General features: G+C 63.2%; 14 protein-coding genes. 4 read left to right on the forward strand and 10 right to left on the reverse strand.

Translation table 11 applies throughout. From position 1 onward, the window contains the following. Positions 1-152: 152 nt before the first annotated feature. Complete coding sequence (locus VFL62_RS10085; RefSeq protein WP_325172227.1) at positions 153-731, reverse strand: hypothetical protein; 579 nt, start codon at positions 729-731, stop codon at positions 153-155. A gap of 245 nt (positions 732-976) precedes the next feature. Beyond that, positions 977-2,128, reverse strand: a complete 1,152-nt coding sequence (locus VFL62_RS10090; RefSeq protein WP_325172228.1) for an alkane 1-monooxygenase — start codon at positions 2,126-2,128, stop codon at positions 977-979. 230 nt (positions 2,129-2,358) lie between these two features. Between VFL62_RS10090 and VFL62_RS10095 the strand changes: the two genes are divergently transcribed. Next, positions 2,359-2,889, forward strand: a complete 531-nt coding sequence (locus VFL62_RS10095; protein ID WP_325172229.1) for an antibiotic biosynthesis monooxygenase family protein — start codon at positions 2,359-2,361, stop codon at positions 2,887-2,889. A 19-nt stretch (positions 2,890-2,908) separates the two neighbouring features. On the opposite strand, the gene VFL62_RS10100 is transcribed toward VFL62_RS10095, so the two are convergent. Beyond that, complete coding sequence (locus tag VFL62_RS10100; protein ID WP_325172230.1) at positions 2,909-4,600, reverse strand: methyl-accepting chemotaxis protein; 1,692 nt, start codon at positions 4,598-4,600, stop codon at positions 2,909-2,911. Positions 4,601-4,846: 246 nt separating this feature from the next. On the opposite strand from VFL62_RS10100, the gene serA reads away from it, so the two are divergent. Next, positions 4,847-6,079 (forward strand): phosphoglycerate dehydrogenase, encoded by a 1,233-nt coding sequence (gene serA / locus VFL62_RS10105; protein ID WP_325172231.1) that lies wholly within the window; start codon positions 4,847-4,849, stop codon positions 6,077-6,079. A 36-nt stretch (positions 6,080-6,115) separates the two neighbouring features. Here serA and VFL62_RS10110 read toward each other — a convergent pair whose 3' ends face one another. From VFL62_RS10110 to VFL62_RS10135, 6 genes are all read right to left on the reverse strand, one after another. Then, a complete protein-coding gene (locus tag VFL62_RS10110; RefSeq protein ID WP_325172232.1) occupies positions 6,116-7,183 on the reverse strand; it encodes a hypothetical protein in 1,068 nt (355 codons plus the stop codon). 28 nt (positions 7,184-7,211) lie between these two features. Beyond that, positions 7,212-8,246: a hypothetical protein gene (locus VFL62_RS10115; protein ID WP_325172233.1), complete on the reverse strand. Its 1,035-nt coding sequence runs from the start codon at positions 8,244-8,246 to the stop codon at positions 7,212-7,214. Positions 8,247-8,250: 4 nt separating this feature from the next. Next, complete coding sequence (locus tag VFL62_RS10120) at positions 8,251-9,096, reverse strand: hypothetical protein (RefSeq protein WP_325172234.1); 846 nt, start codon at positions 9,094-9,096, stop codon at positions 8,251-8,253. Then, positions 9,080-10,492, reverse strand: coding sequence for a hypothetical protein (locus VFL62_RS10125; protein ID WP_325172235.1), 1,413 nt, complete (start codon positions 10,490-10,492; stop codon positions 9,080-9,082). The genes VFL62_RS10120 and VFL62_RS10125 overlap by 17 nt, the downstream gene beginning before the upstream one ends. Positions 10,493-10,739: 247 nt before the next feature. Then, complete coding sequence (locus VFL62_RS10130; protein ID WP_325172236.1) at positions 10,740-11,528, reverse strand: 2-keto-4-pentenoate hydratase; 789 nt, start codon at positions 11,526-11,528, stop codon at positions 10,740-10,742. A 138-nt stretch (positions 11,529-11,666) separates the two neighbouring features. Continuing rightward, positions 11,667-13,589, reverse strand: coding sequence for a hybrid sensor histidine kinase/response regulator (locus VFL62_RS10135; protein ID WP_414644673.1), 1,923 nt, complete (start codon positions 13,587-13,589; stop codon positions 11,667-11,669). A gap of 189 nt (positions 13,590-13,778) precedes the next feature. Here VFL62_RS10135 and VFL62_RS10140 point away from each other — a divergent pair, with 189 nt between their 5' ends. Next, the gene (locus tag VFL62_RS10140; RefSeq protein WP_325172238.1) at positions 13,779-15,011 is read left to right on the forward strand and encodes a rhodanese-like domain-containing protein; all 1,233 of its coding nucleotides are present in this window, start codon (positions 13,779-13,781) and stop codon (positions 15,009-15,011) included. 93 nt (positions 15,012-15,104) lie between these two features. Here VFL62_RS10140 and VFL62_RS10145 read toward each other — a convergent pair whose 3' ends face one another. Continuing rightward, positions 15,105-15,851: a hypothetical protein gene (locus tag VFL62_RS10145; protein WP_325172239.1), complete on the reverse strand. Its 747-nt coding sequence runs from the start codon at positions 15,849-15,851 to the stop codon at positions 15,105-15,107. 961 nt (positions 15,852-16,812) lie between these two features. On the opposite strand from VFL62_RS10145, the gene VFL62_RS10150 reads away from it, so the two are divergent. Then, on the forward strand, positions 16,813-17,177 hold a 365-nt coding region (locus VFL62_RS10150; protein WP_325172240.1), incomplete at its 3' end, for a SulP family inorganic anion transporter.

The raw sequence follows: 17,177 nt of genomic DNA on the forward strand, positions 1-17,177 counted from the left end.
GCTCAAGAATTCCGAGCCGATGGCTGGCGAGCCTGGCCGGTCCGATCATCGAGCGCATGCGAAAGCCCTGCAGGAACACGATCGCGGCAAGCGCGACATAAAGGGTGAGGAACGGGCCGGCGGTCCAGTCGAACGGATTCCAACTCATCAGTTCACCTCCCGAAGTGACGGCGAATCCACGGAGCGGGCTTGGGCACGATAAACCAGCGGCCGCGGTCCGTCATATGATAGCGCGGACCGGCGAAGCGCAGATGTGTTGCGGGCCAAAGCACAGCGCTCGGCGGCCCGAAGAAGCGTTCGTGCAGCGCCAGCGTCTCGGCGTATTGCCGGCGGTAGAGCGCTTGAGCTTCTGCGCCGCCGGGCGTGGGGTCGTGATGCAGTTGAGCGCGCAACGTCTGTCCGCACCATCGATCCCAATAGTCGCGCGAATAGATCAGATGCTGATGCCAGACCTCATCGACGACTTCGCTCGGCGTGACCGGCGTCGGCGAGACGAGGGCGAGAAAGCAGAAGCGGCGGTAGGCTGCGACGGCGCCGCGCGCCTCGTCCAGGCTCCATCCGTGATCGCGTGCCAGCCGATGGGTAAAGTTCAGCGGCGTATCCGGCTCGAAATCATGCCGTTCGATGCGCTGCCAAAGATCGCGCCGCTCAGCCGTCCAGACCGGCTCCTGCGACTGGACATCGATCTTTGGCGGCGAAGGCTGCAATAAGGGCTCGCGATGATCGTCCATGGCTACGAACAGCAGCGGATCTTGGTGTCAGCGCCGCGCGGGGCGGTTCAGACGTCCGAAGCCGGTCTTTTCGAATAATGCGACGAACTTCGAAAATCGCAACGCTGGCAATGATGTTCGTTCTCACCCGATTATAGCAAATGAATCATAACAAAATTTGTAGCGCGCGGCGCGCCGGCCCGGCATTTCAGTGTTCCGGGCGCGGCATTTCGCCGCCGAAAAGCCGGCCGATATTCCCCGTGATATCAGCCACTTCTCCCGGCCGCGCGATCGCCGACGTTGAGCTTGCCGATGTCGCCGCCGGCCCAGGCCAGCGCTTTCGGATCCATCACGCGGAACCAGAGCGGCGGGACCGCCGCGAGCGCAAACATGCCGGTGTAGCCGTTCGGCAGGCGCGGGATGTCGTCGAAGTCGCGAAGCGACTGGTAGGGCCGCATCGGGTTGGCGTGATGGTCGGAATGGCGTTGCAGGTGAAGCGTCATCAGGTTCGAGACGATGTGGTTGGTGTTCCAGGAATGGCGTGGCTCGACGGTCTGATAGCGTCCGTTCGGCAGCTTCTCGCGTAGTAGTCCATAGTGCTCGACATAGTTGGCCTGGGTCAGCGCGTACCAGCCGAGGAAATGGTGCGCGACAATGAACGGCGCCACCTTCCAGCCGAACAGCGCGATCAGCACGGCCGCAACGACAAGCGTCAGTGCAAAACCGAGAAGGATCTCGTTTTCGATCGACCAGACCGGCTTGCCCCGCTTGGTCAGTCGTTCGGCTTCGTTGCGCCAGCCGCGCTTGAATGCCCCCGGCAGCTCGCGCCTGGCAAAGGCGTAGATGGATTCGCCAAAGCGCGCGCTGGCCGGATCTTCCGGCGTCGCCACCCAGGTGTGATGGCCGCGGTTGTGCTCGATGCGGAAGTGGGCATAGCCGACCGCGTTGTTGGCGAGGATGCCGAACAAACGATTCAACCGGTCCGGCTTGTGGCCGAGTTCGTGTCCGACCAAAAGCGCGCCGCCGTCAATGGTGCCGACGCCGAGCAACAGGAAGGGATATGACCACCACGGCAGGTTCTGCGTGCCGACAAAGGCAATCAAGGCGATGTAGTTGAGCCACGGCATCACCACCGAGATGCGCGCAAGCCGCAAATAATACGGATCCTTCTCCATCGCGGCCACCACCTCGGCCGGCGGATTGTGCTGGTCCTCGCCGATCACGGCGTCGAGCAGCGGGATCAGACCGAAGATGAAAACGAACGGAATGAGCGTGACCGCCGCATGGCCGGTCTCGAGATAGAGCCAGTAGGACACGAGCGGGACCAGTGGTGGAATGTAGGACAGCATCCACAAATAGCGCTTGCCGTCGTGATAGGTGATGGTCTCGCCGGCAGCGGTTGTGCCTGTAAAGATCATGACGTTCCTCCAGGTCGTTCTGTTTCGGCGTCTTTTGCGATCATTTGTGCGCCCGTTCGGCGGCGAGGGCAAGCGGCAGGGACAAGCGGCGAAGCAGGCGGCCGCCCGGCTTCAACGTCGAACGCAAACTCCTTGTGAACCCTCGGCTGTAGCGTTCCAGGTCCGCGGGGATTACAGTCGTCTGGCGGTTTGCCGAGTGACATGTCCGGCGGCTTTCGAGGGTGGCATCGATGATCGGACTGTTTTTTGAAGTGACGCCTTTGCAAGGGCATGCGGAGAATTATTTCAATCTCGCGGCCCTGTTGAGGCCGGAACTGGAGCGGAGCGGCGGCGTCGAGTTCATCGATCGCTACCGCAGCATCGACCGCCCCGGCGTCATCCTGTCGCATCAATGGTGGGCCGATGAGCAAGCGCTGATCCGCTGGCGTGAACACGCACAACATCGCGCGATCCAGCGCGCAGGGCGCGAGCAGCATTTCGCGGACTACCGGCTGCGGATCGGTCCCATGGTCGAACCTGCGCGCGCCAGTTCGGTAGTCCGTGCGGTTTGGGTTTCCTATTACGATGCGGAGCCGACGGAGCCCGTCGCCGGCGAGCTGTTCAAAAGCGTCTATCGGGACGGAAAGTTTCTGGTGCTTTCCGAAAGCGAGGTCGGCGCTACGGAGGCTGCAGATCGCAAGGCCTTCGAAATCACGCGCGATTACAGCATGTATGATCGCGCCGAGGCACCGCAACAATATCCGCCGGTGCCGCGCCGATGACGGCGACGGGGCGCTGCCGTCAGGCCGCGGCGGAACTGCGCACGGCCGTGACGATGACCCGGCGCAGCGACGATACCGCCTCCGACACGTCGGCGGCACAGTCGTGGACCCGCCCGGCTTCGCCGCCGAGCCGTGTCGCCTCGTCCGACACTTCGGTGATGCGGGTCGAAACCTCGCGGGCGCCGTTGGCGGTCTCGGTCACGTTGCGGGAAATCTCGGAGGTTGCCGCGTGCTGCTCCTCGACGGCCGCCGCAATCGAACTGGCGATTTCGTCGATGGTGCGTACCGTGCTGCTGACGTCGTCCATGCCCCGAACGGTTTCCTGGGTGATGCTCTGAATTTCGCCGATCTGGCGATTGATCTCTTCGGTCGATCGCGCCGTCTGCGTCGCCAGAGATTTCACTTCGCTCGCGACCACGGCAAAGCCCCTGCCGGCTTCGCCGGCTCGCGCTGCCTCGATGGTCGCGTTGAGGGCAAGCAGGTTGGTTTGCGAAGCGATCTCCGATATCAGCGTCGTCACCTGGCCGACCCGCGCCACCGCTTCGGCAAGCGTTGCGATGGTGGTGCGGGCGCTCTCGCTGCGGCTGACCGCGGCGCTCGTCGCCTTGGTCGCATTTGAGACCTGCGAACTGATCTCGCGGATCGAGCTGGACAATTGCTCGGCCGCGCTGGCGACCGTCTGCGCGTTGTTGAGCGCTTGCGCGGAAGCCGAAGCGACGGTTTGCGCGCTGGTGCCGACCAGGTCCGCCGACCGGCTCATCACCGAAGCGGCCTCGGTCATCGCCGCCATTCGCTTGTCGATGCCGTGCACGGCATTGTCGGTCTCGGTCTCGACGGTTGTGACCATGTCGGCCAGGCTCTTGCGACGGGCCGCTTCGGCCCCGCTCTTCTGGCTGTCGACTTCGCCGCGCAGCCGCTCGGCTTCCGAAGATTTCTCCTTGAAGACCTGCAGCGCGCGGGCCAGCGTACCGATTTCGTCCTTCAGGCGCAGGTCGCGTTCGAATTCAGCGGAAGGCACAGCCGCGAGCGGCTGCTCGGTGAATTGCACGAGGCGGCCGAGCGGCTTGGTGATCTGGCGCGACAGCCAATAGGCGCAGAACGCCATGAACAGGCCGACGGCGCCCGCGATCAGGAAGAACTGCCAGGCGACTTCGCCATAGCGCGTATCGATGTCGTCGACGAACATGCTGGTCGAGATCACCCAGCGCCAGGGCTCGAAGGCGATCGCATAGCTCAGCTTCGACACCGGTTGCGTTGAACCGGCGCGTCCGACCGGGCTCAGCGCAATGACCGCGCCGGTGCCGCTGCGGCCCGCCTCGATCTGCTCCTTGATGATCTGCCGGCCGTTATTGTCGACGAAGCCGATGAAGTTCTGACCCTCGCGCTCCGGCTTTCCGCCGTGCAGGACGCAGGTGCCTTCGTAATCGTGGATATAGTAATATTCACCGGTGGCGCCGTATTTCACCGTCCGCAGCTGGTTCTTGACCAGCGTCTTGGCGGCTTCCTCGGTCAGTTCGCCGCTCTGAAAGCGGGCATAGGCGGTCTTGACCATCGATACCGCCACCTCGTCGACATGACGGACCATGTCGATGCGCTCGGTGGTGATCGTCTGGTAGATCTTGTGGCTGGCGAGCCAGGCGAGAAAAGCGTAGCCGGCAAAGATGATCGCAGAAAAAAACAGCAGCTTGGCGCTAATTCCAAATTTCGACATCGAAAACTCCATCCGCCGAGCTTACCTGCCATTAATTCTTAAACCTGCCGTTAATCTTATGGACTTTTTCGCGTCCTCGTTGCGGAACGAAGATGTGCTCTGCGGCCCGGCCATGGAGAGGGGCTGGCCTGGCGGAATGGAGCTGCCTGGTCTATCGGCTGGATCGAATCAGCCCATATCTCTAAGACCCATATCCCTGAGCACGGTCGGGCCAAGCTTTCCGACCGGCTGTCATCCGGAAGCGACATGACCATACGCGCCGAACAATCCAAGCTCCTGCTGCTGGAAAACGTCAACGACAGCGCGGTCGAGCTGCTGCAGAGCTCCGGCTTCACCGATATCGCGCGGCTGCCGAAGGCGCTGGAGGGCGATGCCCTTCACAGCGCTCTCAAGGGTATCTCGTTGCTCGGCATTCGCTCGCGCACCATGCTCACGGCGGATGTGTTCGCGGCCGCGGATCAACTCGTCGCGGTCGGCTGTTTTTCCGTCGGCACCAACCAGGTCGACCTCGCTGCGGCCCGCAAGCGCGGCATTCCCGTGTTCAACGCGCCGTTCTCGAACACACGAAGCGTCGCCGAACTCGTGATCGGCGAAATCGTGATGCTGCTTCGGCAGATCTTTCCGCGCTCGGTGTCGGCGCATGCCGGCGGCTGGGACAAGTCGGCGGCCGGCAGCCGCGAGGTGCGCGGCCGCACGCTCGGCATCGTCGGTTACGGCAATATCGGCTCGCAACTTTCCACGCTTGCCGAAGCCATGGGCATGCGGGTGATCTATTTCGACCGTACCGACAAGCTCCGGCACGGCAACACCGAGCCGGTGGATCGGCTGGAGACGCTGCTGGCGCAAAGCGACGTCGTCAGCCTACACGTTCCGGAAACCCCGGAAACCTTCAAGATGATCGGTGCGAAGGAATTGCGCCTGATGAAGCCGGGTTCCTGCCTGATCAACAACAGCCGAGGCACTGTGGTCGATCTCGAGGCGCTCGCGTCAGCGCTCCGCGATGGTCATCTGGCGGGGGCAGCGCTCGATGTTTTCCCCGTCGAGCCATCATCGAACGCCGAACGCTTTCAAACCCCGGTGCAGGGCCTCGGCAATGTGATCCTGACCCCGCATATCGGCGGCTCGACCGAGGAGGCGCAGGAAAGAATCGGGAGGGAAGTCGCGCGCAAGCTGCTCGACTACTGCATCAACGGCTCGACCATGGGCGCGGTCAATTTCCCGCAGGTGCAGCTTCACTCGCGCGCCCATGGCGTGCGCTTCAGCCACGTCCATCACAACGTGCCCGGCATGCTCCGGCGCCTGAACGAGGTGTTCCTCCAGCGCGATATCAATATCGCCGCCCAATATCTCGAGACCGACAGCGAGATCGGCTATGTCGTGATCGATCTCGACCTCGCCGGCCATGACTGCAGCCAGTTGCTCGATGAAATTCGCGCGCTGGAAGGCACAATCAGCGCGCGCCTGATCTATCAGCACTGACGAAACGGCCTGCACGGCGGCAGCGACAGTCCGCTGCTAGCGCGGCACCGCCGCCGCGGTCGGCGGCAGGCTTCCGGTCGTCTCGCCGCTCGAGGATTTTCGCAAGCGGATTTCGATGCGCCGGCGCTGCTGGATATCGCCGGGCGAGGGCGAGATCGCCAGCGTCTCATCGGTATTGACGAGCTGCGCGCCGGACAACGGGATCAGCTTGTAGCCGGCGAGCAGCGGACTTTGCCGCAGCACACTGACCACGGCGACCGCGCGCGCCAGGCCGAGCCCGGCATTGTCGGCCGGCACCAGGCTGATGACGCCGGCGTCGTTCTTCAGGACCGGCAGCAGGTCGCGGTCGAGGTTGGAAAATTGCCGCGCCCCGATCGGCCGCTCGTCGGTGTGGCCGACGACCTCGATGATATCGACGTCGTATTTGCGGATGTAGTTCAGGATCTCGATCGGCGTCTTGACGGCGAGCGCGTCGCGGAAGCTCGGCGACAATTCGGCGCTGCCGGATTTGAAGAAATAGCCGTCGGCCTCGCTCATCCGGATGATCGGCGGCCACTGATGGCCTCCGCCATCGCCCGCCATGCCCCGCGCCAGGGTGTCGAGCACGTTTTGCGCCGACACCGGCGGCTCGCCGGGCTTTGACATCGCGCGGTTGATGGCGCCGACGATTTCCGCGTCGCGTATAGCCTTGTCGACGTCGATGCCATTGGCGCGCAGCGCCGCGATATTGGCGGCACCCTCGCGCAGCTCCTTCGCCGACAGGTTCTTCTCGATTTCCTTGATGACGCTGCGGCTGTCGACGAGTTCGCGCCAATACTGGTCGATCGCCTGGGGATCGCTCAAGCCGGAGAGGCTTTCCACCTTCTCGGCCACCGCCGCGCTCTTGCTCAGGGAATTGACGACGTCGCGGATCTCTGCGTTCTGCGCCTTCTCCTGCTTGAGTTCCTGCTCGGCGGCGACGCGCCGGGTCTCCTCGCGTTTGAGGAACGCGGCCATCGCAATCAGCAGGCAAAACACCAATAGCACCATGATCTCGGCCATGGTGAGCCCGAGCACCAGGCCCCGCCGGTACGATGATCGTTGCTCGAGGATCTGTCCTTCCATCCTGCTGCCTGACCTCTGTCTTTCTGCTCTACCTTCGCGGATCCCTGCCCGAGCGCGGCACCATGAAACCCAACGCGCGCGGAATGATGCCGCGCCGTGTCGCCTGGATCTCGATCAGGAGTTCCTTCATGGCAACGACCACATTCTGGGCATGCCGCGAACTGATCTCCGCGCTCCTCGCCTGGCTCTCTGCGCTGTCGTTGAGCGCATCGACCGATTCGGTCAGGCGTTCGATCATCGGGATCAGCTGGGTTCCGATCGCTTCCTCGGAGGTGCGGTGCGAGGTCAGACGCGCAAACAGCGCATCGATCGAGCGCACGATGCTGGTGGTGTTCTTGGCGAGCTCCTCGCCCTCCTGTACCAATTGCCTGGATATTTCCAGCACTTCGATCGTCCGCTTGTTCAGGCTCGCCAGCGTCGCGCCCGAGAGCTTGGAGGATTCCTCGAACGGCAGGCTCGTGCTGGTCGCGAGCTTGTTCAGCTCGTCGGCAAATTTCTCGTGCGCCTTGCCGATGCTTTCCCGCACCTCGTCGAGCGCGTCGGTGATCGACTGCTGGGTCATGCGGCGGAAATAGCCGAATTCGAGGATCGAGCTTTCGAGTTCGCGCTTCACCCGCCGCGAGGCCTCGGCCAGTTCGAGCCGCGAGGCGGCCTCGGTCTCGACCGGGTCGCGCCGCATCTGGTTGAACATGATGCGCAAGGTGATGCCGGCGATCGTCGAGGCAATCGCAATGCCGAAGTTCTGTACGATCTGTTCGGCCGAACCGGCCGCCGAAAATTGATAGAGCGAGACCGCAAGGCTCGTCAGCGTGAACAGAAAGCCCATGTAATAAAGATTGTCGCCGGACTGATCGTCGCGCAGGCGGAACAGGCGGGCCCCGAGCAGCACGGCATAGCCGATCATGACCAGGACCGGAACCGCGGTGACCGCGAGTGCGCCGAAATCGTGCAGCTTGGAGAAAATGATATAGCCAGAGCCGAGCGCGACGACGGCAAAGAACAACAGCCCGTTGACGAGGCCGGGCGGCAGGTCGGTTTTGAACTTGAAGTCGCGGACGGCCATGACGTCAGGCCCCCTGCAGCCGCTTGACGCCGCCGAACGTGCCGCGATTGTCCTCGATCCAGGCCTTCCAGAATTCCATATGCTTGGTGCTGTCCAGGATCTGCTGACTGCCGGTCTGCCGCGTCACGTAGCGCAGGATCACCGTGGCGCCGTGCAGATCGGTGCGGAACTTCAAATAGGCCGGCGACTGCCTGTAGCGCTGGAAAGACAAATCGCCGGCGCGCGGATATTGGCTGTAGTCTTTGGTATATTCGATCATGTCGGAAATAACATAGAGTGTTTTCCGGGCGTTTTCCGTGGCGGCGCCGGAGAATTCTCCAATCGCAATGTCCTGGATCGCGGCCATGATCGGCGAGCTGCTCGCTTTCGCGGAAGAAATGCTGCTCTTCACCGCCTCGGCGGCGGGTTTGCGAAAATCCTCGATCCAGCGCAGCCGCGCAATCCGGGGATTATCGGTCCACTCGCTCAAGCCGGCGCCGTCGCCGGGATTGCATTTCGCAAACAGCGAGCGGCTGCGCACGCCGGCGATGTCGAGCACGCGGATGTCGAGCTTGTAGAACGGCGGTAGCGTCGTGATCATATCGTCGAGCTGGCCGAGCACCTCGCGTCGCGTCGTGTCCGGCAAATCGTCGGAGGTGTCGACCAGAACGACGGTGATTCCCTTCGGCCCGTCGACCGGGCACAGCGTGTTGGCATCGAGCACCGGCCGTTCGGGGCTTGCGAAATAGAAATAAGCGAGCGCGCCGCCGGAACCGATCGCGAGCAACAACAGCAGCACGCCGGCGACGCCGGACCAGCCGAGCGCGGAGGAGGAGCGCTGCCGCGGCCGGCGCCTAGAGTTCTTGGCCACGTTTCTTCTCCGGCAGCAATTCGTCGATTTCGCGATAGGTGCGCATCGCCTGCTCGAAGGCCTCGTGAATCGCCTTGACCTGCTGGCTCAACAGATCCTGGGTCTGGCCGATCATGGTGCGCAGGTTCTCGCGGGCGCTCTCGCTCGGCTCGCCGCCTGCATAACTGATCCGCTCCATCGCATAGGGCCTGGTGAAATGGCCGGGAGCAGGCGTTGTGCGCGCCTTGCGGTTGGCCTCGCGATAGATCTCGAGCAAAGCGCGGCCGGTTTGTTCGATCTGGTTCTGATGCTGGTCGAAGCGCTGGGCGAGCCGCACGCGGCCCTGCAACAGCGAATCGTATTCGCTGCGACGGACCGACAGGTCGCGCGCCGCCTCGTTCATGGTCTCGGTGGCGTCCTCACGGATATCGCGCAGCCGCTCGATCAGTTCGCTACGGGTATCGGCAAACTGGCGCGTCGCCTCGATCCAGCGCCGCTCGAGCCCGGCATAGCCGATATAGGGATCGAAAAACATCAACCCGTCGGCCATCGCAATCAGCGAGAAGACGAAGCCGAGCGCGAACAACAGCCACGAATTGATGTCAGTCAGCGCGAACGGCGCGGTCAGCAGCCGATGCAGCACTTCCTGTCCGACATTGTCGCTCAGGCTCACCACCGGGGGAATTTCGCGCAAGTGCGACAGTGTCAGGTTGAGTGCGATCGCAAAAGCCAGATAGGCCAGAAACGAGATCATGCCCACCAGCTTCAAGAGATAGTTGCGGCGGTTGACGAGGCGGATCAGCACCAGCCCCCAGAAGAAGCTGGCGATGATGTTGAGCGCTGCGAAGGTCACGGCCTGCACCGCTCCGCCAAGCAGGCCGCCGAGATTGGCCTTGGCAAGAAAGCTGCCGTTGATCACGACTTCGATGATGAACAGGACCGCCAGGATGCCGGCCTTGAGGATTACCTTGCCGGGGCTTGACAGCCGTGCCGGGCGTTCGATGCGGTGGGTCTTACGAAACTGTTCGCGCTCGAGCTCGGATTCGTTGAGACGGCGCCGCAACACGAAAAGCTCGTCGCGGCCGACGGTGGCTTCGGCGCGAAAATCGCCCACCGCTTCCGGCGCCGCCTGCTGGATGGTGGCAAAGCGCTCCTCGAATGAAAGCGCGTTCATCCGCTCGTCATAGGTGTGAAGCTGTTCGAGATAGATGGCGTTGGCGTCCTGCTTGTGCTGTTCGACGCGCTCGACGATCTTGCGTTCGACATCGTCCATGGTCTGCGCGTCCGACGTCGGCCGGTTCTCCGCGCCGCGCTCGCCGCCGAGCGCGGCCAGTCCCAATTCGTCCGCGACGCGATCGACGTTGAGTTCGAGAAAAACCGTGGTGGCCGGGCGGTAGTGGTGGGCGGGTTGGCTCAACAGGGCCCGGATGCGCGCGATCGCTGACGGGCGGGTTCCGGGGACGCTCACGATGTCGTTAGCCTGCTAGTGACGAGGACAGCCTGATTCGAATTATCACGGATTGAACGCTCCTGTCCCGAGCAGCCCGCGTTCCTCCCGCCGATTTTAGGCGGCCGACTATGTCGGGCCGAAGGCAGCCGTTGCGCTCTCCTGGCGACCGTGCCGCTTTCAGGAAAAATGTACGGCCATTCCAGGACAGCCGGGATCAGGCAAAAACCTGCACCTCGACCGCGCCCAATCCTGCGAGGTCAAAGCGATAGCCGCCGTCCGATTCGGGGAAAACCGTCTTCATCACGCTCCCGGTCATCACGATCTGGCCGGCCTTCAGCGCGGTGTCGCGCGACGCCAGATGCGTTGCGAGCCAGGCGACCGAGTTGAAGGGATGCCCGAGAATGTCGCGCCCATATCCGTCGCCGATTGGATCGTTATTCCGGCTGGCGCGTCCCCGCATCAGCGACAGGTCGGGCCAGTTGGAGCTGAATTCGGATAGCACGATGCCGGCATTCCAGGAATTGTCCGCCACCAGCGAGCGCACGTCGAGGTCGGCATAATCAGCGGCGCGGTCATCGACCAGTTCGATCGCCGCGCAAACGCCGCCGATGTGCGGCGCGATCGCCTCCGCGGTCAGCGGCTTTTCAGTTGCAGGGATCTCGGACTTGATGCGGACGGCAATCTCGAACTCAAGACCGAGCCGGCCGAAATCGGCGCGGCGGATCGTGATCGGCGAACGGTGCACGCGCGAAGCAAGGACCACGCCCGCAATCGGATGATCTATTCGGCAAAACGCCTGCATCGTCGCCGAGGTCAGGCCGACCTTGTAGCCGATGCTCTCGCCTTTATCGCGGCGGAGCAGCGCGACGTAGCGATCCTGGATGTCGTAGGCGTCGGCGACGGTTGCGGGCTTGGCCTCGCCGGCAAGGGTCGTGAAGCGATGTTTGGCGCGATGTTTGGCCAAAAGCCACTCGGCTGCACCTTGCGCCGCGCGATCCTCCATCTTGCTCTCCCCTTTTTCGCAAATTCTATCGCGTCATCGGCCGCGGTCAAATCGCAGCATCGTGTGGGGTGAGATATCGGATGTTTGTTGCGGCCACTCAAGAATTTCGCGTCGGTCCGCAGCAGGCTTTACGCCAGTTCACGGGCTGACGGCGCGGGCAATGGCCTCCGCCAGTTCGCGCTGGCTGAACGGCTTGGCGAGCCGCGGTAGTCCCTCGCCCTCGCCGGGCGCCAGTTCGGCATAGCCGGTGGCAAGGATGATCGGCATCTGCGCATTCTCGGCCCGGATGCGGCTGGCGAGTTCGGAGCCGGTCATGCCCGGCATCAATTGATCGGTGATCGTCAGGTCGATCTTCTTTTCCCGGCGCAGAATGTCGAGCGCGTGCATCGCCGACGGCGCGCTGTAGACGGTGTGACCGAGCTCTTCCAACAGCGCCGAGGTGTTGAGTGCGACGAGCGGATCGTCATCCACCGTGAGGATTGCGAGCTTCCTGTCGGTGTGCGGCGTACGCGCCATCGCGTCCGGTTCCGTGGAAGCGGTCTCTCCCCGCGCAACCGGCAGATAAAGTTCGGCCGACGTTCCCTGACCCAGTCTGCTCTTCAGGAGCAGTGTGCCGCCGGATTGCTGGGCCATACCATGAACCATCGGCAGGCCGAGGCCCGTGCCCTTGCCGACGCCCTTGGTCGTGAAGAACGGCTCCATCGCCCGCTGCAACGTCTCTTCGCTCATGCCGGTGCCGGTATCGCTGACGCTGATGCAGACATAGTTTCCCGCTTTCAGGCCCGGTGCGCCCGTTCGTCGGCCCGCGCGGATGATGATGGTGCCCCCATCGGGCATCGCGTCGCGGCCATTGATCGCGAGATTCAACAGCGCGAGCTCGAGCTGGTTGGCATCGGCGACGACATGAGGAAGCTCGGGCGGGAATTGCATTTCGACCCGCGTCGAGGGACCAAGCGAGCTTTGCAGCAGATTGGTCATCTGCTGCACCACCTCGCGCACGTCGAGCGGCGCCAGCTTGAGTTCCTGACGGCGCGCAAAGGCCAGCATGCGCTGGGTCAGCGCGGAGCCGCGCCGCGTCCCCTGAAGCGCATTGTCGATCAGCCGCGCGACCTTCGGGTCGTGGCCGGGCAACCGACGCTGCAGAAGCTCGAGGCTGCCCTGAATCGCCATCAGCAGATTGTTGAAGTCGTGGGCGATGCCGCCGGTCAGATGTCCGATCGCTTCCATCTTCTGCGACTGCAGCAGCGCTTCCCGGGTTTCCTCCAGCGCGCGGGCGGCATTGCGCCGCTCGGTGATGTCACGGGTGATCTTGGCAAAGCCGAGCAGCGATCCGTCATCGTCGTAGATCGCGTCGATGACGACGTGAGCAAAGAACTGCGTGCCGTCCTTGCGGATGCGGATGCCTTCGCGTTCGAACCGTCCCTCGCGTGCCGCGACATCGAGCGCCAGTTGCGGCAGGCCGCCCTCACGATCCGCTTCGGGATAGAAGCGCGAGAAATGCTGGCCGATGATTTCCTCGGGCGCGTATCCCTTGATGCGCTGCGCGCCGGAATTCCAGCTCGATACGTAACCCTGCGGGGTCAGCATGAAGATGGCGTAATCGGTGACGCCCTGCACCAGAAGACGAAACTGTTCCTGGCTTTCGCGGAGCGCGGCTTCGGCCTTGCGCCGCTCGGTCAGGTCGCGCGTGACCTTGGCGAAACCGATCAGCCTGCCTTCGCTGTCCCGGATCGGATCGATGACGGCATAGGCCCAGAACCGGCTGCCGTCCTTGCGGACGCGCCAGCCTTCGGTTTCGTAGCGGCCCTCGCGCCGCGCAGTGTCGAGCGCGCGCTGCGGCAGTCCCGCCTTGCGGTCCTCTTCCGGGTAGAAGCGCGCGAAGTTCTCACCGATGATTTCGGATTCGTCGTAGCCCTTGAAACGCTTGGCCCCGGAATTCCAGCTGGTGATGGTGCCGTCGGGATCAAGCATGTAGATCGCGTAATCGGTGATCGCATCGATCAGCATGCGAGAGCGGCCTTCGCTTGACTTCGAGGCCTCGAACCGTTCCATACGCTCCAAGCCAACCCCCGCCGTTTTCGGACCACCGGTTTAACCCAAATAAACGTGTGCGTTAGCCAGAAGTTCCGGTTCGCCTTGGGTCCAAGTTAGAGGCCGGCCGGATCAAGGCTGGCCGGGGTCAAGGGCTTGGGTTGAAATATTTGATGTGAGGGTGCAAGGCTGCTGTTCCCTCCGGCCAGTCGCGAGCCCATGACCATCCCCTCCGTCACCCCATCGCAAATCCGCAAGATGTTGTTGCTGCGTGAGGAAATCGCGCTGCTCGATCTGCGTCACGAGGCCGCTTTTGCCACCGGACATCCCTTGTTCGCGGCGAACATGGCTTTGGGGCGGATCGCGATCGAGGCCGCGGCGAGGCTGCCGCGCCGGGATGTTCCGATCGTCCTTTACGATGCCGGCGAGGGCCTCGTCGCCGAGGCGGCAGCTCTCCTCGCCCGGCTCGGCTACAGCGATGTGCGCGAGCTCGAAGGCGGCCTGGAGGGATGGCGAAGGGCTGACTTTGAGATTTTCATCGACGTCAATTCCTATGCCAAGGCGTTCGGCGAACTGGTCGAGGCGCGGCGCCACACGCCTTCATTATCGGCCGAAGAAGTCGCAGCCCTGATCGCGCGCAACGCCGATATCCGGATTCTCGATGTTCGCCGGCCGGATGAATATGCCACCATGAACGTCCCCGGCTCGCTCAGCGTGCCCGGCGCGGAGCTGGTGCTGCGCGCCGGCCATGTCGCGCCGGATTCCTCCACCACCATCATCATCAATTGCGCCGGACGCACCCGTTCGATCATCGGCACGCAATCGCTGATCAATGCCGGCATCGCCAACAAGGTGGTGGCGCTGCGCAACGGCACCATCGGCTGGACGCTGGCGAACCAGACGCTCGAGCAGGGCGCCGACCGGCATGGCGGCGTCGGCTCGTCCGAAGCGGCGAAACGAAGCGCGCGGGACGTTGCCTATCGCGCCGGCGTCAAGCACCTCACGCCGCTGGAGGCGGCCGCGTTGCAGGCCGACACCACCCGCACGCTTTATCGTTTCGACGTTCGCTCCGCCGAAGACTATGCCGCCGGGCACATCGAAGGCTTTTGCCATTATCCCGGCGGGCAATTGGTGCAGGAAATCGACATGGCCGCGCCGGTGCGCGGCGCACGGATCTTGCTGACGGACCCCTTGGGCGTTCGCGCCAACATGACGGCGTCCTGGCTCGCGCAGATGGCGTTCGAGGTCTATGTGCTCGAGGGCGGCTACGACGGCGCGCTCGAAGAAGGCCCACCGCAAGCGCTGCCGAAGCCAGATCCCGCCCACCGCTACCGCCGTCCCTATGAGGGCACGCAAGCCTCGCGGGAAGCGATGCAGGCCTATCTCGATTGGGAACATGGTCTGGTCGAACAGCTCCAGCGCGACGGCACGCACGGATTTTTCGTGATTTGATGTCAGATGCGTCCCGCAATCATTCCTGTCTTGCGCGATGATTGCGGCAACCGATTCAGCCGGAGGAACACATCAGATCAATATGACGCCGGATCAATCCACCTTTTCGATCGCGCTGGTGAAGGCGACGAGATCGGCCCGTGCGGTCTCATCCGGCACCCGCTTGGAATACTCGGCCAGCACTTGCAGGATGCGCGGCCGATCCTTCGGCAGGAAATAGCCCGCCCATACTTCCTTTGTGTCGCGGATCGCGGCCGCCACCAGGCGGGCGTTTTCGGGCTTGCCGCCGCTGTCGATCACCGCGCAGATCGTCGCGAGAATGAACTCGGCGCTGGAACCGCGTGCGCGCGTGAACCCTTCCTCACGTATACGCGTGCGCTCCTCGGGCTTGAGGTCGGCCAGAAACATCTTGGTCGCTGTCGCCTCGCGCGCCTGGGCGCGGATCAGGAAGTTCACGGCCGCGGCGTACTGGTCCTCGTACTCGGTCATGTTGCGCTGGAGCGCTGCGAGATCGGGTTGCGGCCCCGCCTTCGCGCCATAGAGCAGGATCAGCTTGTTCACGGTGTTTGCGGCCTCGATCCAGTCGAGCAGCCACGGCAGATCGCCGCCTTGCACCGGCGGCAGCGCGTTCAAGGCGTCGAGATTGAAAACATGCCCAAGCTGGGCTGCGACTTCTGGCCGGGTCAGGTCAGGCCGTTCGCCTTTTCTCTTCACCCCGTCAACGTAGACGCGGAAATCCATCGCGGCTTCGCGTGCGGCCGCCGTATCGCTTTTGCCGTCCTGCGCGAGGGCAGGCGAAACCAGCGCGAAAAGCATGAGGAGAATTCTGACGATCGGCACGGGCAATCCCTCTGGCGGCAACCTCGATCAGCGTCGGGCATTTCGCGGCACGCGCCACCGTCGGCGACCATGGCGGTTATTTGTCGTCAACGCCGGTGCAATGGTTCACGGCCGGCGGGCGATGGCGGGGGCTTGCGTCGGCTCAAAGACAGGCCCGGAGCACGCCCGATCTGCCCTCCGCTTTTGAAAGCTTAGGCGCTTGATCGGCGCCTTCAAAAATTTCGCTTGTGCCGTCGGGCAAATCACCTTTAGAAGCCCGCGCGTCTCGCACCCGATTCAAGAGGGGCGCTTCGCGATCGTCACGAGCGTTGGGTGCGGGATGCGATGGACGCTTGCGTTGCCGACTGACGAGTGGCGATGTGGCGGACGGCGAAGTCGTGTGGTCCTGATGTCTCGACGCTGACATCAAGCGAGTGACAATGCCTGCGCATTGCACTGGCGACGGGGACAAGAAAGCCCGATCCCCGGGGAGAGCCCGAAGGAAACCGTAAAACCATTGCGCAGGGAATGCCGGATCGTTCGGCGAACCTGTGGTGACTAACTCGTGTGCTTTTTACTTTTGCGCACGAGGCTGCGGGTGCGTCGATCACCCGGCATTCCCTGCGCCCTCTCCGCGCAAACGCCTCGCGCTTGTCGCGATTATCGAGGGACACAATTTCGGATCACTCGGGCGGATTTCCGTCGCGAGGACGCTGAGGTGTGTGCGCGTATGCCCAACACTGTCGTCCCTGCGAACGCAGGGACTCATACGCTGTGTCGCGCGCGTTTAGAGATGCTGCTGGTAAGCTTTCGCGCAACAAGCAAGGTTGGTGGTTATGGGTCCCTGCGTTCGCAGGGACGACAGCTAAATTGCTGTTTGAGTGTATCGGGCGCGATCGTTTGCGATAGGTCAAGGCCTGTGATCAGGATGGGTCGATCCTGTATCTTTTGGGCATGTTGGCGCCTGATGGGAGTGAGCGCGATGAGCCGCTGGATTCATTGGTTGCCCGGGGTCCAGGCCGTCCGCCACTACCAGCTTGCGTGGCTTCGACATGACATCTTCGCGGGTCTGGTGCTGGCGACCATGCTGGTGCCGGTCGGAATTGCCTATGCTGCGGCGTCGGGATTACCCGGTATCCACGGTCTCTACGCAACCATCGTACCGCTTCTCGCTTACGCGATATTCGGTCCGAGCCGCATCATTGTCCTTGGACCCGACTCGGCGTTGGCCGCGGTCATCCTCGGCGTCATCGCTCCGTTATCCGGCGGTGATCCCGTTTGCGCTGCGACGCTTGCTGCAATGATGGCCCTCGTCTCGGGAGCCGTGCTTATGCTCGCGGGCATCGC

Source organism: Bradyrhizobium sp. (genome assembly GCF_035701725.1).
Lineage (GTDB): Bacteria > Pseudomonadota > Alphaproteobacteria > Rhizobiales > Xanthobacteraceae > Bradyrhizobium.

Coding starts and splice junctions, on each gene's coding strand:
- VFL62_RS10085 (WP_325172227.1), bottom strand. CDS start 731: ATGGACGATCATCGCGAGCCCTTATTGCAGCCTTCGCCGCCAAAGATC.
- VFL62_RS10140 (WP_325172238.1), top strand. CDS start 13,779: ATGACCATCCCCTCCGTCACCCCATCGCAAATCCGCAAGATGTTGTTG.
- VFL62_RS10090 (WP_325172228.1), bottom strand. CDS start 2,128: ATGATCTTTACAGGCACAACCGCTGCCGGCGAGACCATCACCTATCAC.
- VFL62_RS10115 (WP_325172233.1), bottom strand. CDS start 8,246: ATGGCCGTCCGCGACTTCAAGTTCAAAACCGACCTGCCGCCCGGCCTC.
- VFL62_RS10110 (WP_325172232.1), bottom strand. CDS start 7,183: ATGGAAGGACAGATCCTCGAGCAACGATCATCGTACCGGCGGGGCCTG.
- VFL62_RS10100 (WP_325172230.1), bottom strand. CDS start 4,600: ATGTCGAAATTTGGAATTAGCGCCAAGCTGCTGTTTTTTTCTGCGATC.
- VFL62_RS10095 (WP_325172229.1), top strand. CDS start 2,359: ATGATCGGACTGTTTTTTGAAGTGACGCCTTTGCAAGGGCATGCGGAG.
- VFL62_RS10130 (WP_325172236.1), bottom strand. CDS start 11,528: ATGGAGGATCGCGCGGCGCAAGGTGCAGCCGAGTGGCTTTTGGCCAAA.
- serA (WP_325172231.1), top strand. CDS start 4,847: ATGACCATACGCGCCGAACAATCCAAGCTCCTGCTGCTGGAAAACGTC.